General features: G+C 35.2%; 9 protein-coding genes. 1 reads left to right on the forward strand and 8 read right to left on the reverse strand.

Annotated elements, in window-relative coordinates; all coding sequences use genetic code 11:
- Nucleotides 1-1,043: 1,043 nt before the first annotated feature.
- The 7 genes from MSBRM_RS10560 to MSBRM_RS10590 form a co-directional block, all read right to left on the reverse strand.
- On the reverse strand, nucleotides 1,044-2,204 hold the full coding sequence (locus tag MSBRM_RS10560) for an adenosylcobinamide amidohydrolase (protein WP_052712835.1): 1,161 nt from the start codon (nucleotides 2,202-2,204) through the stop codon (nucleotides 1,044-1,046).
- A gap of 270 nt (nucleotides 2,205-2,474) precedes the next feature.
- Nucleotides 2,475-3,743 (reverse strand): heme ABC transporter ATP-binding protein, encoded by a 1,269-nt coding sequence (locus MSBRM_RS10565; protein WP_052712837.1) that lies wholly within the window; start codon nucleotides 3,741-3,743, stop codon nucleotides 2,475-2,477.
- Complete coding sequence (locus tag MSBRM_RS10570) at nucleotides 3,734-4,720, reverse strand: FecCD family ABC transporter permease (RefSeq protein ID WP_048117064.1); 987 nt, start codon at nucleotides 4,718-4,720, stop codon at nucleotides 3,734-3,736. The genes MSBRM_RS10565 and MSBRM_RS10570 overlap by 10 nt, the downstream gene beginning before the upstream one ends.
- A gap of 2,012 nt (nucleotides 4,721-6,732) precedes the next feature.
- Nucleotides 6,733-6,912 (reverse strand): hypothetical protein, encoded by a 180-nt coding sequence (locus MSBRM_RS10575; protein ID WP_048117061.1) that lies wholly within the window; start codon nucleotides 6,910-6,912, stop codon nucleotides 6,733-6,735.
- A 273-nt stretch (nucleotides 6,913-7,185) separates the two neighbouring features.
- Nucleotides 7,186-7,446 carry a hypothetical protein gene (locus MSBRM_RS10580; RefSeq protein ID WP_048117059.1) on the reverse strand — a complete coding sequence of 87 codons (261 nt, stop codon included), beginning with the start codon at nucleotides 7,444-7,446 and terminating at the stop codon, nucleotides 7,186-7,188.
- A gap of 1,012 nt (nucleotides 7,447-8,458) precedes the next feature.
- Nucleotides 8,459-8,902 carry an HD domain-containing protein gene (locus tag MSBRM_RS18880; RefSeq protein ID WP_052712839.1) on the reverse strand — a complete coding sequence of 148 codons (444 nt, stop codon included), beginning with the start codon at nucleotides 8,900-8,902 and terminating at the stop codon, nucleotides 8,459-8,461.
- Between the two features lie 735 nt (nucleotides 8,903-9,637).
- On the reverse strand, nucleotides 9,638-10,075 hold the full coding sequence (locus MSBRM_RS10590) for a restriction endonuclease (protein WP_230668844.1): 438 nt from the start codon (nucleotides 10,073-10,075) through the stop codon (nucleotides 9,638-9,640).
- Nucleotides 10,076-10,123: 48 nt separating this feature from the next.
- Between MSBRM_RS10590 and MSBRM_RS10595 the strand changes: the two genes are divergently transcribed.
- Complete coding sequence (locus MSBRM_RS10595) at nucleotides 10,124-10,876, forward strand: class I SAM-dependent methyltransferase (protein WP_048155649.1); 753 nt, start codon at nucleotides 10,124-10,126, stop codon at nucleotides 10,874-10,876.
- Between the two features lie 851 nt (nucleotides 10,877-11,727).
- Here the strand turns inward: MSBRM_RS10595 and MSBRM_RS10600 are convergent.
- On the reverse strand, nucleotides 11,728-13,857 hold the full coding sequence (locus tag MSBRM_RS10600; RefSeq protein ID WP_052712841.1) for a HEAT repeat domain-containing protein: 2,130 nt from the start codon (nucleotides 13,855-13,857) through the stop codon (nucleotides 11,728-11,730).
- Nucleotides 13,858-14,459 lie beyond the last annotated feature (602 nt).

The following is a 14,459-nucleotide window of genomic DNA, read 5'->3' on the forward strand; positions in this document are numbered from 1 at the left end:
ATTTTTTGCCTAATAATTTCTTGGCCTGGAATTTTACAGAAAAAAACGGTGGATTGCCTTTCTTTTAGCATGTGTATCTGCCGTGGCTGTATCCATCAGTGATTTTGTTGGTTTTGCTAGTTCCTGTATGCTTGATGCTAAAACGGTCACTAACAGTACAAAACAAACTGCCAGTAAAATTTAGTATATTTTTCATTTTTAACATCCAATCTACTCCACAAATTTAGTAAGACCTTTTTGCTTTGCTGTATACCTGTATTCGGTTAACGAATTTTATGCACAACTTCCAGTGTTATGTGCAATTATTTACTGTTTAATGCCCCTCTAAGAAAAGTGTAAATTGATAAGAAAAATACCGTTTTTTTGAGGGGAAATAAAGCAAGTTTTGTTGATTAATTTATGAGAAGCACGTATTATATATGAATATTTCGTTATCTGCAGTCACATTTATAAAAATGATTAAATAACAAAACAAGTTAAATTGAGTTAATATTTGTGGAGTAAGAAACAAAAAAACAGTAAGGAATAAGGAAAGATATTCCTTCATTACGTGGTTGATGATTTCAGAGTTAAGAACTTAATAGCATAAAATTATCAGTTAATTAAAAACAAAGGCAATGTACTGAAATTTCTGTAAAACCTTAATTAGACAAAATTATATATTCAATAATGTATAAAATAGGTTTCAAGATTCTGTTTTTTATACAATTCAAATTTAGCTCTTATGTTCATTGTTTTTTGACATATTTAATTTTGTTATGGAATAGTGTATCAATACTATGTGTTTTTTGTAAGAGAATACTGTGTTAATTAGCAGAATCTGTCAAATCAGAAGTAAAAATATGGTTAACTCTGTCAAATCAGAAGTAAAAATATGGTAACTCTGTCAAATCAGAAGTAAAAATATGGTTAACTCTGTCAAATCAGAAGTAAAATATGGTGACTCTGTATCATTGATCTTCATCGCAAAAACAGGATACAGAGTTAAAGGTTAATTATATTTACTAGTTACAATTAGATAATGCCAGGTGAGTATAAATAGGCTAACAATTTATACCACGTAGAACAAACTCAGATATCGCCTTAGTAAGATGCTGGAGAATTGAAGCTTCAACTGATCCAAAGCCGTTCTCTATTAAGGATGCTTTATCAGGACCAAATTCTAAGGATGCTTTATCGGGACCAAATCCTTCCATGATTATAAAACTTGCAACTTTTTCAGCTTCATTCTGAGGCAGCAATCCCCATTCCACTTCATCAATAATATGAAGGATTGCCGATGTTACTGCAACCAGAAAAGGATTTTTTACACAGTTGCGTAAATTCTTTAAAAAGATTTCTTGTGACACTGTATTAATTGCAGATTTTTTCATAAGCTCTTTAGCAATTTGCCAAAGGTCTTCCTCAGTTACTGAAAAACGGGACAGCCGAACAAGCACATCCATCTGTGATTCTGGTGAGAGTCCTGTTTGGAGACGCAGTGCTTCAGTTGTTGCGCTAATGACAGACTTTCCGATCAGCTCACCCAGCGTGGAATGTTTCCCTGCATCAGAAATATGTAGTTTTGAATTGGGATCTGTAATAATGGCAATCATGTCTGTACCGGACCCGGTTGCAATACCATGTGAGTAGATGCTTCTTGCCATGAGCTGTTGCAGAGCCACTGCTTTTGCTTCTGTTGCAGTCATGAGCACTTTTCCCATAGCATACTCCGGAAGGTCAGCATTGATGATTAAGATAGTATTGATCGTGCCACCAATAGGTTCATAATTTTCGTTATTCTCATAATATGATGCAGGGTCGCCGGCTCTTCCACCATTTTCGTCAATCCCTGCAGTTACTATCGCGCAGACATAAAGGTCCCGGTAAGATATAGGGGCTATGGCTGTATTCTGCATATATGCACATGTCATCAGACCGCAAACTGTGTTTGGATCGAGATCGAGAGATTCTGCAACGCTTTCAAGATATGTCTTCACATCCTCGGTAGTTTGGCACGCTTCACATACGTCTAGTGAAACCTGATGGTTAAATACCGCAGTTAGATCTTCTCGGTAGCCGCCATTTAGCCATGAAGTACTGAACACATTTCTTTTACCCGGAAGTCGGACTACAAAAGAACGTTCATAACATTCGATTGAATGTTCGTAATGCTCGATTGAATGTTCATAGCATTCTATTGTTTCATTTTTTAGAGATATCATTGAATTTTCCTCTATCAGTAGTAGTCTAGTGGATGGAACTAACGAAGTAATCCCTGTGAATTGAGGATATTGACACCAAAATCCTATAATCACCAGCGACCACAACATCATACCAGATTTATTCTACCAGATTTATTCTACCAGATTTATTCTACCAGATTTATTCTACCAGATTTATTCTACCAGATTTTTTCTACCAGATTTTTTCTAGTACTTTTATGAAAAATACAGATTAGAATGTCAAATAGCCCCACCCTGTGCATTTATTTATTATGATGAGTATTCTTTCCCCAAACACTGGTCCAGGGCCTCTATACTGGTGACCATGGCTGCTCGGCCATCTGATATCATACGATTAACGATTGCTGCCGCTTCGCCTGCCATGCAATTTTCAATATTTTTGGAAAAACAATCTGTTACAAGCAGAATAGGTTTATTACAACATTCAGACACGATACGTAGATTGTCCACATTTTCCTGCTCAAATGGCATTGATGTGAATACAACAAGATCTGCTGTGCCTATACTTTCTTCAAGTAATGAGCGTGAAACATCAGTGATTGGAGAAAAAGGAGGTTCAGCAATACAGGGAATACCTAATTGAATTGAAGTAGAATAATCAGCGTCATTCATAGAGAGAATACCTGTTCTGACATCACATTCGGCTGCATGAAGAGCAAACATAATCTCAGTGCCAGATCCGCCGCCACAAATAAGATGTACCTTTCGACCACCGTTTTTGATGGGTCTTCTATGATAGATAGGAAGCAGGTACAATTTGCCAGTTGTTGGATGGGTTTTTATCAGTACATCAAGACCAAAGACAACACGGATATTTTCTTGAGTCATTACCTTGTGTGGGGTTCCAACTGCATATACAGTTCCCTGGTCCAGCATAATAATCTCATCACAGTATTGAGAAGCAAGATTCAGATCATGGATCACACAGATTACTGTTGAACCCTGGCGTGTCAGGCTTTGTAGAACAGATAGGATCTCAATCTGGTGATTTATGTCAAGCTGACTGATAGGTTCATCCAGCAGGAGTAAAGGTGTTTCCTGTGCCAGTGCCCGAGCAATCAAGACACGTTGCCATTCACCACCGCTAAGCGTTGAGATACTCCTCCCAGAAAGATGTGAAATGCCAGTCAACGCCATTGCTTTCTGGCATGCTTCTCTGTCATGAGGCTCAGGAGGACGGAGAAGTTTCTGGTACGGGTAGCGCCCCATCATAACAATATCGTCTACGGAAAAATCAAATGTCCGCATGGACTCCTGAGGTACCACGCAAAGCATCTTGGCCAGTTCCTTACGCGAATATTTTTCAATTTCCTCTCCTACAATAAGGATATTGCCTGTTGTCGGATTCAAGGTGCGACTCATGCAATGGATGAGTGTACTCTTTCCTGAACCATTAGGGCCAATAATACCGACAAACATGCCCTGACCAGCACTAGCACTTATCTTATGCAGGATCTCCGCAGTGCCTATCTTAACATCAACATCCGTAACGCTGATCACTGATTCTGTTATGTCCACATTCTCCTCCTTATAAGGTAGATAAAAAATGGTGCTCCAAAGAATGCCGTAATGATACCAACTGGCATGTCATTCATGAATGTCCGAGTTAGAGTATCTGCCCACATCAGGATGATCCCACCTGCAAGGGAGGATATAGGGAGCAAGAAACGAAACGAAGATCCGGAAATAGATCTGACCATATGAGGAACGATAAGTCCAATAAATCCGATCGAACCTGAAAGTGAGACGGCAATCCCGGTAATAAATGACGTAATTGCAAGCAATACAATCTTGATTCGTTCTGTGTTTACACCAAGTGATGATGCTTCGTCATCGCCCAATGAGAGAATATCGAGCTCGCGAACAGTAAAAAGGAGTATGCCAATAGCTGGAATTATTAAAAGTCCAATACGTACCTTATCCCATGTAGTATTCCACAGACCCCCCATAAGCCAGAACATGATTTGGTGTAAATCGTTCCCAGACTTATACATAAGGAACGAAAGCATAGCCGAGCAGAATAATGAGACTGCGATCCCTGATAAAAGAAGAGTCTCTACCGCTACCTTTCCATTCTGCCGGCATATAATATAAACAATTATGGTAGAGCTGCATGCTCCACAAAATGCTGCAAAAGGAAGTAGAAAACTGTGAAATATTACGAGAGAAATTGCTGCACCCAGCGCTCCACCTGATGATGTACCGATAACATAAGGGTCGGCTAACGGATTACGAAATAATCCCTGCATTGCTGCTCCTGCTGCTGCTAACCCTCCACCAACAATAAATGATGTGATAACACGTGGTAGCCTGATTTGAGTAAGGATAAGGGACATCTTTGAGGTTTCCATTACTTGTATTCCACAAATATTAGAAGGCCCAATAAAAGTACAGACGATGGCGCTAATGACTGCTATTGCGATAAGGATAATTATTAACACCCATCGATATGACGTAACAGATATTGTCGTATGCAATGCTCTTATATTACCCATCTCCTGTAGTATTCTTAAATAACCTCTGAAACTGTACAGAACTTTTCTGAACTATACCGGATCACTGTCAAGAAGGCATACTGAATATTGGCAATAGTAGAGCACTGTCTCAGTCCATCATAAGCAAAGATTCTAGCAATCATTTTTGATCATTTCTTTTTACATCTGAGATTTTGCTGTGTCTTTTTTGTCCCTGTCTATGCTTTTTCTCTATTAATATCCAAAAACAGTCATTTGGAGAAAAATTTTCATATGATAGGGCTTATCCCAAAACAATTATGTTTTCAAAATCAGTAAAGTCACATAACCATTTTTTCACTACCTGAAACTCGATTGAGTATTTGGAATATGAGATTTAAAGAGACTTGGAATATGAAATTTAAAGAAACAACAGTAAGTTTTGGAATCAATTCGTATGTAGGATGTTGATATATAGCACAAGTTAACTTGAGTTACCACAAATTAACTTTACTTGTATAAAAATATTTCTTCCATTTATTGATTAGGAAATATTTTCTTGTACTTTAAGTAAAAAAACAAAATAAATTGTGTTTAATGCTGAGTTATTTATTTTTCTGCTTTCCGTATACCTTGCTTCCTGTATATCTTATTACATTAACCAATATACGTGGAAATTCGTTATTTTTTGTTTTTGCCTCACTTTCCGCAAGTGCGATAAGAAACTATACTATGAATTTCATCACTAAGCTACCTTTTCTATTTGAGGTAATCCTATTGTGACATGGTACAACAAGAAGTTATATCATGGATTGCGGAACAACACGCCATTCCACTATTCAGAATGTCTCTACTCTAATGTGCATTTCTGGCAATGGATTTGTGCAAAGCTCAGAGGACAACAAGGTACAAAACTGGACCTGACAGTTTCGATCGATTCAGAATAAGGTATGAGCTCATCCCAAAACCAAGTTTTTTTCTTAAATTAAGAAAAGTTTCAGAACTATTTTCCATGATCAGAAACTCATTGATTATTCCTGATTTGAGATTATGAGAAGCAGTTATGAGTTTTGGAATAGGCTCGTATATAGGATTTTAATCCCAAAACTCAAAATTGCTTCTCTGAATTCATATTCTGAATAGTTAATCGAGCTTCAGATTGTGGGAAATAACTCTGAAACTTTACCATTCTTGAGAATAAAACTGGTTTTGGGATGAACTCATGAGATAAAAATCGTTAAGTCAAGTAGTAATAAGTACTTTTATGGCTCTTCGCTGTTTTGTACGGGTTGAAAATAATTATTTAGTTAAAAAGAATTTAGATCAAATATGAAAACATCAAGCTTGAATATGATTTTCAACAACAACTATTATCATATCTTACTTATACAACTATTATCATATCTTACTTATAATACTTCAATATTCATACTTTAATATTCAGGAGCTAAATGTAAGTTGCCCACTCGAAATAGCGAAGATCCACTCTTCGTTCTCTGAATTTTTGTAGAAAAGCTAGTTAGAAACAAAAAAGAGCTGTTAGGAAGAAGTTACAGGAAGCAAAAGAGATTCAGAATAACGACTGATATCAAGTATTTCAAGAGTAAAAGCTGAAAAAGTTCAGATTCCTCTTTTTCTTTTCAAAAATATCCCGCACTTACAATAGTCCAATCCTTCACAGTATTTGCCTTCTTTCTGGAAATGTGGACATGAATTACGGTATTTGCATTTAGTATTTATTATTAAAGATAGTATATGCATTTTTACACCTCCCCACCTATAGTAAATACTCTATCCAAATATTTAAAATGTGACTTTATTCTTATTTTCCTGATATCCCAAATATGTAGGTCCCAATTTTCAGGCCTTTAACAATTAGGTAGGGCTACGATTATCATCAGGATGGTTATCTTGAGGATAGGAGGCCGATTGTTATCCTTTTCATAGTAAGAGCTCCACAGTTATCTTCAAGCTGATTGTCTTGCTGATAAGTATAGAATATTCATAAAAAAGGATTCAAAAGCTAAACAGACAGAGTCTCAAAAATCAAAAATTTATTTTTTATTCAGTTTTTTTAGAATCTTCTTCATATACTTTCTCCACCACGCTCCAGACAACCTTGTGGGCAGTTTCTTCTCTTGTAGTCCCTCTCCGTCATTCGGAAGGTTCTTTATATTCTTCCCAGTATTCTCCCCAGACGCTATTGAAAGCTTTCCTGTAAATGTCCTGTCCATGTTACAGCAGTTTTCCCTAACCGTTTTTGTGTCTCACTTAAAACAGAGTAGATATAGAGTTACGAAAAACCAGAATATGTGTAAAAGAGGTCTTATGCAATTAAATAAATGAAAAATAATAAAATGTAATATAATTTAATATAAAGATTATAATGTTCTATTTTTTCCATACTACAGATTTACAAATGCAATGAAAATAACACATTTTCTTCAGATAGCGTTTTAACCGAACACAAATTGTCTATTTTACTGGTTTTTACTTGCGAGTTCATGCTAACATATGGCCACTGAAGGCTTTTTAATGCTGTTATTCTCCCTGGTATTCCCGGAAGTGATTTCGGTTATTTTGAAATACGGCAACCCTTTGATGGCCAGATGGGCCATAGCATCTTCAATATCCAGAGAAGGTTCCTTTATTTTGTCCGGGCTTGCTATGGCGTTGAGCAACTCCGCAAGAGCAGGGCTGTTCGAACTCCACGTGCCATCGCTCCGGGTCTCGGCTTTAAAAATTTGCCATTCGATTTTAACTGACATAGTGCTCCCCCTATCAAATGTGCATTGTCTATTTGGACTGCGCACTTAATAAAACAAAAGCTAGTAGTTATCAAATTTAATTATTTTTATAAGCTTTTGCTTATAATGTTATACTAGTCTTATATTGACCTTCTATATATAGCTCAACTTTCTAACTAAAAATCCAACCTTTTGAGGCGGAATAGAAAGACGGAAAGCGGCTTCTCTATTAAAAAACATGCAATCTTGCATATTCAAATCATGGTTGAACAGGCTTAGAATGTGTCGAAGAATTATACGGAATCTATGGACAAAACTCATAAACTTAATCGAAAAACAATAGGATTAGTCTGTTAAATATCTAAGGTGTAAATTTAAGTTATAATTTTTACTGTACTTGATTTTATAGATTAAGTGCTTATCTCATAGGGGAAAGTACTATTTTTTAGGTCAAAGTGTACCTGAATTTCGGAAAAATTGCGACATGAGAAAAATTGCGATATGAGAAAAATTACGATATGAGAAAAATTACGATATGAGAAAAATTACGATATGGATTTCAAGTTAACATTACCAATTATCCAATTGTAAAAATGACTTGAATATTAAGACAGTTTAGGAACTAATTGTTAGGCGTCATCATTGATTATTGATGAATTCTGACTGCTTTTTAAGCTCGTAATGATTATAAAAATTGATATGTTGCCACTTAATACAGGAAACCTGTTTTAGCAAACCCGAATTTTAAGCCTCATCGCTTTTACGGGTCTGGCACTCCTGTTAAAAAACTCTTTTAACTTACTATTTTTCGTTTTTGCTGCTGCCTGAGCAACCTGTGGCAATCCCGATAAGATCATTACACCACTCTTGCCAAATATATCTGTCAGCACATTCTTAAGAGAATTCCAGCAATTGGGTTTAAACTGATGATATGTGTTATTTAGAAGATTTCTACATAGCTGAAAACTCAAATGCTTCAAAAAGAAGCCCGGAAAAAGAGAAAATGTACATAACTAAATTTAGCTATGTGTTTTTATATATCTTCGGACTGCCAGAATTTCGATTTTTTGATGTACGTTTCAATCTTTTCAGCATCCCATACACCTTCCATTCGGGACAAATTAGAAGCACGATCAGCAAATTTTAAGACGACCCCACGTATAGAACGCAGATGAGGGAAATACCACCCTGTGTCATCTTCTTTTCTTTCATGTGTGACTTCAAGAATGAGGTCTGCGACATCTTTTCCAAATGTGGCAGCTAACCTTTCATATGTTGTGTCGGTGTATTCTAACGTGTCATGAAGTAGAGCAGCTGCCTGCAGTTCAAAGTCATTAGGGTAAAGTATTTTGACAATTTCATAAACCTGCCAGCAGTGGGCCATAAAATAGTCATTTCCTGCATCATCATATTGCTCAGCATGTGCTTTCGTGCCAAATTCGATTGCTTGCCTAATTGTCATGTTTATGTTGTTCATTCATATCACTTTTGCGCTATTAATTAAGGTAATTGGCTCATATATATACCTCTTATTCAATAATCAAACTATCAAAGATCAGAAAATCATCACAGACTCTAAATTAGTGTGAAAATTGAATAGTTTGAGAGTTTACATAGAAAGTTTATGTAAACGCTTAACAAAAATAAGTTTATAGAGTTTGTATATATTTTCCAAAATCACCCCAATTCAGTAAAACAGGATTTAAAAAGCATGGTTATGTTAGCTTTGGGAATATTTAAGCTTTCTAAACTTGCTTCTTGGTAAAGTACATAAGAGTAATTTAAATGAGAAGGAAGAAGAAATTTAGAATAGAGAGTTTGCTTTTAGCAATGCTTTTAGAAATATTACTTCTATGACTCAGTACCAAAATCCAGTGATAAATGTAAAATTCAAAATCAATAGATTTTGGAACAGAGCCTTCTACGAATCAGTATCAAAATCCAGTTAGGAACATAAAATAAAAAATCACTAGATTTTGTAATTGGTCCCAATCCTTGAAATACAATTTTTGGATTGAAGTCTTTAGATATCGAATATTGATATCGAATATTGATTTTGATGAAAACCTGATTCTTCTTGCTAATTCTTCTTGCTAATTCTTCTTGCTAATTCTTCTTGCTAATTCTTCTTGCTAATTCTTCTTGCTAATTCTTCTTGCTAATTCAGATTTTCAATCAAGAAATGCAAAAATTACTAGATTTTGGAACAGAGTCAAGTATATGCTTCCTTAATGATTTTTGTAAGCTCGTCTCTGTCAATTAAACCTATACTATTAGCTTTAGCCAATTCAATTGCAGAATTTGTAAAATAGTTATTCGTAACTACCAAACCTTCAGTACATTTGTATAAAGCTTTAGATGCTACAACTTCCTGTACTGCTTTATTTGAAACTTTACTTGAATACCGTTTAACTTGAACAGCAATTTTTATCATATCTTTTGATAAAATAAGATCTGCACCTTGATCGCCTGTTCTTTTGGTCCCCTTTACTGAATATCCTAAGTTTTCAAAAACAGCCTTCAAAAAGTTTTCAAAATCCTCACCTTCCATCACATCTATCTTAGTTAATGTTACATTTATATCTCTTGACCCGCTTATTTCGGGTCTCTTAAAGACTCTTAGGAAATACATTGATGAAAACACAATCATTATCGTGATACCACAAAAGATTTAAGAAATTATCTCTGTGAGGGTTTTATGGTAGAATCACCAATTTTTGAGATATTTGATGGATTGCCCAGACAGGGTCCGGGTAATAACAAGTGTACTGAAAAAGCCTTTAATTTGCTTTCTCCCCTTCCTGCAGGCACTAAGATCCTTGACATTGGTTGCGGTGTGGGTATGCAGACAATACATCTTGCGAAGATCTGCAACGACTGTCACATTACTGCAACTGACATTTACCAGCCTTTTCTGGATAAACTGATGGAAAATGCAGTTAAAGAAGGACTTGATGATAGGATTACCACGGTTTGTGCTTCCATGGATGACCTGCCTTTTGAAGCAGGAGAATTCGACATCATCTGGTCAGAGGGCTCTATCTTTGTCATTGGTTTTGAAAAAGGACTTAGCTACTGGAAACAGTTTCTGAAAGATGAGGGTTATATAGCACTAACAGAAAGCACATGGTTCACGGATGAACCTTCTTCGGAAGTGCTTCAATTCTGGCAGGACTGTTATCCTGATATCAAGAGCATACCTGACACTGAAAAAGTTATCATGGCAGCAGGATATGATCTCATTGACCGCTTTAAACTGCCAGCTTCTACCTGGTACGATTTTTACTCCAATCTGGAAAAAAGAGTTGATGACATCAGTGATAACTATAAAGGAAACACCGATGCAGAAACGATACTTAGTTTTAACAGAAAAGAGATAAAGATCTTCAGAGAACACCCAGATGAATATGGTTATACGTTCTTCATTTTACAGAAGAACACAAATAAATGACCTGTTACTGATGAACAATTAAATGATCCAGAAACTCAAAAAGAAATCAAAGCAGCAATCAAAGAAGAATAATATCTAATATCGTATATGTGGTGACTTGCTCATAACAAGCAGGTCACATCCGAATACAAACCGTTTTTAATTTGATTTTTTGCTCTACTACTCGTCCCCACTTGTGCGATTTGTCAACAGCATTTTTTCCCAGTCTGGCAAGTTCAATGATTGATTTTTTTCTCTGAGTTTATAAAAAATATTATTAATGAAAGGTCATAATTCTCTAATCTTGTTAGAAAGAAGCATTGAGAGTAAAGTTTTCCGCCAACACCTTCACCACACCTATTTCATAGTTCAGTTTTTTATCTTTCCTTATGTTAAGGTCTGGTATCAAATGGGTTCGTGGGTTTGAATATCATGCCTCGCACTAAGTTTTGGGGATATAGGTAACTTGAATTTTTTGTACGCTAGTGCAAGATTTATGCACAACCTCTTATTTTAGAAAGTTGCCTTAACAAATTCATAGTTCCCTTTTTTTAAAAAGTTGTCCTAGCCAAAAATCACCCTATTTCTATAGAGTCAGTTTAATAAAAAAATCAGATTTTTTGTACGCTGTTTTGTGAGATTTACACACAACAGTTTTTCAAAAGTTGCCCTACTCAAATTTAATTCTTTTTTATAATTTCTATCTGGATAAAAACAGTATAACTTTTTGTACTCTAGTGTAAGTTTACGCGTAACCTCTCTTCAAAATTTGCGGAAAATTGAAATTGATTAAATTTAATAAATAAAATAAGACAATTTTTTTAGATTAGTATCTAAATTAGGGGCATAAATAAATCTAAAATATACAAAAATTAAAGTAGATATTTCTTCTGTATAATAGTGAATATGATGCTTCCAACTACTGTAGCAATAATACCACTAATAATCGGATGTTCTAAGATCAATTTCAATATTGTAGAGGAACTAGGCGGTTGAGCTGTATCTTTAGAAGTGCTAATATTACTCCCATTAGAATTAACTATAAAATTATTTTCATTACCATGAACTTCTATCGATACTTTATGTTCTTTCGGTATTTGCCCAATTATATATGACAAAATTTGAAACTTCTCTGTAAAGTCTTTTTCAATTCTCATTAAGTCAATTTTGTTAAGAATGTATTCATTTTCAGGAAAATCTGATACTAGATTTTTCAAGGCGTAAGTAAGATCTTCTATGTTTTGGGTCATTTTTTCGGGGCTACTTATTTCCCATTTTTGAACTTCCTTATTGATTGTACAAGCAATCTCTGCTTCAGGAGTTCCAACAGATTCTTTACATGCAATCTTTGCTTTCTTTTGGATCTCTTCGAGAAGCTCTTTTAGGTTTTTATTTAGAATAGGTAAGCCTTTTTGTAAAGTTATTGTTGCAAAAGGTGCTGTTTCTTCGGCATCTTTCATGAGTTCTGCAGCACGATCACAGTATTTTCTGTAAAAATTAAGCTCATCTTTTTTTGCCTCGAAGTCTAGATTTTCCAGCTTCTGAACGGTTTTTAAAGCATTTGCAAGATTTTCAACAGCTTCAAAAAGAGTTTCTTTGCTCTTAGAACCTTTAATCGCATCTTTAGCTTCTGTCAGATATTTGCCTACCTCTTCTTTTGCTTCTTGTCTTCTGAAAATTATCGAATGAAACGAGCGATAAAAAGGAAGACAAAACTGAGCTGGATTTTCAAATTCATTGGATGATTGTTTAGATGCTTTCTCAAAAAAACTAATTGCATTTTCCAGTTTTTCTTTATAACTTTCCTCGTTTTCTGCCCGGGAGGCCTTGAATATGGAGACTTTTCCAAGAGCATAATTCGCTCGTAAACACACCAAGCTGCTTCGGTCGGAGGTTAATTTAATTAAATCATTCCATGCTTGTTGTTGATCTGGTACTTGAGAAACCATGTAACTAAGGACCCAGACCGCAGTAGGCCTCAGATCATTGCTTTCATCAGCAGCAAATTTTATTAATTCATTCCATGGCTGTTGTTTATCAGGCAAATCAGAATATATATACCTAAGGATTTGAAAAGCCCAATATTTCACATTATCGTCTTGATCAGTGAGGAGTCTAATTAAGTCATTGTATGCCTGTTGCTTATCTGGCACGTCAGAAAATACATCCATTAGAACTTTAGCGGGCCACACTTTCACTTCATCGTCTTGATCAGTGAGGAGTCTAATTAAGTCATTGTATGCCTGTTGCTTATCTGGCACGTCAGAAAATATAGTCGTAAGAGTTTCAGCGGCGTACGTTCTCACATTACGATCTTGATCAGTGATAAGTCTAATTAAGTCATAGTATGCCTGTTGTTTATCTGGCACGTCAGAAAATACATCCATTAGAACTTTAGCGGGCCATGCTTTCACTTCGTCGTTTTGATCAGTGAGGAGTCTAATTAAGTCATTGTATGCCTGTTGCTTATCTGGCACGTCAGAAAATATAGTTTTAAGAATGTAAGAGGCATATGTTCTTACTTTGCGGTTTTGATCAGTGATAAGTCTAATTAAGTCATTGTATGCCTGTTGCTTATCTGGCACGTCAGAAAATACATCCATTAAAACTTTAGCGGGCCAAGATTTCACTTCATCGTCTTGATCAGTGAGGAGTCTAATTAAGTCATTGTATGCCTGTTGCTTATCTGGCACGTCAGAAAATATAGTCGTAAGAGTTTCAGCGGCGCACGTTCTCACATTACGATCTTGATCATTGATAAGTCTAATCAAATCATTGCATATTTTTTGTTTATCTGGCACGTCAGGAAATATAGTTATAAGAGTTTGAGAGGCCCGCGATTTCATGTCATTGTTCTGATTAATGATAAGCCTAATCAAGTCACTGCATGCCTGTCGCTTATCTGACAATTGTGAAAAGTTAGTTAATTGATCTAACGCCTTTATACGTTTTTCTGGATTTTCGCTAAGATATTGAGCATTAATCTCCTCTTGGTCTTTCAACTGCCTGACACCATAAGTCCCGATATAACTTAATACTTAAAACGATTTCTTTTTCTTTTTGGAATTTAATGAGCAATATTTACAAAAAAAGAATTTGAAAAGAATTAAGTTTTTTGTGAAATTCAATTTAATTTTTCTTCCCTGTACCCAATTTTACAGACTTTTACAATCTCTCTTGATGACGTTTTACTATTTTACTGTAAATTTTACCTTTTTTACTTTTACAGTAAAAACATACGTATTTTTACATTTTTCAGTAAAATGTATACATATTTTTACTTTTAATTTGAAACCAATGCTTCCCATTTATTCACTCTTTCCAGAACATGGCTGTTAAAAGTAAATGAGTTATCTGACTTGGCATTCTGCTTCATATAGTGTAAAGTTCCTTTAGAAAATTCTAACTTCTTCCAGTCAACATAAGAAATACTCAGGATTTTTTGCTTTACGTCATAAGAATTAATTCTCTCAATTTCATATTCAGGCTTAACAAAATCTATTTTTTCCTTCTTGTTTGTGAGATAATGGGCTAATTCTCTTACCTTAAGAAAAATAATATAGCTCCATGTGCTTTTTTTCCCTGGTAACTAACCTTTTTATTC

It is taken from the genome of Methanosarcina barkeri MS, assembly GCF_000970025.1.
In the GTDB taxonomy this organism is placed as follows: Archaea; Halobacteriota; Methanosarcinia; order Methanosarcinales; family Methanosarcinaceae; genus Methanosarcina; species Methanosarcina barkeri.

Excerpts from the sequence above, each read along its gene's own strand:
- MSBRM_RS10560 (WP_052712835.1), bottom strand. The coding sequence starts at position 2,204 with ATGATATCTCTAAAAAATGAAACAATAGAATGCTATGAACATTCAATC.
- MSBRM_RS10570 (WP_048117064.1), bottom strand. The coding sequence starts at position 4,720 with ATGGGTAATATAAGAGCATTGCATACGACAATATCTGTTACGTCATAT.
- MSBRM_RS10575 (WP_048117061.1), bottom strand. The coding sequence starts at position 6,912 with ATGGACAGGACATTTACAGGAAAGCTTTCAATAGCGTCTGGGGAGAAT.
- MSBRM_RS10580 (WP_048117059.1), bottom strand. The coding sequence starts at position 7,446 with ATGTCAGTTAAAATCGAATGGCAAATTTTTAAAGCCGAGACCCGGAGC.
- MSBRM_RS18880 (WP_052712839.1), bottom strand. The coding sequence starts at position 8,902 with ATGAACAACATAAACATGACAATTAGGCAAGCAATCGAATTTGGCACG.
- MSBRM_RS10590 (WP_230668844.1), bottom strand. The coding sequence starts at position 10,075 with ATGATTGTGTTTTCATCAATGTATTTCCTAAGAGTCTTTAAGAGACCC.
- MSBRM_RS10595 (WP_048155649.1), top strand. The coding sequence starts at position 10,124 with ATGGTAGAATCACCAATTTTTGAGATATTTGATGGATTGCCCAGACAG.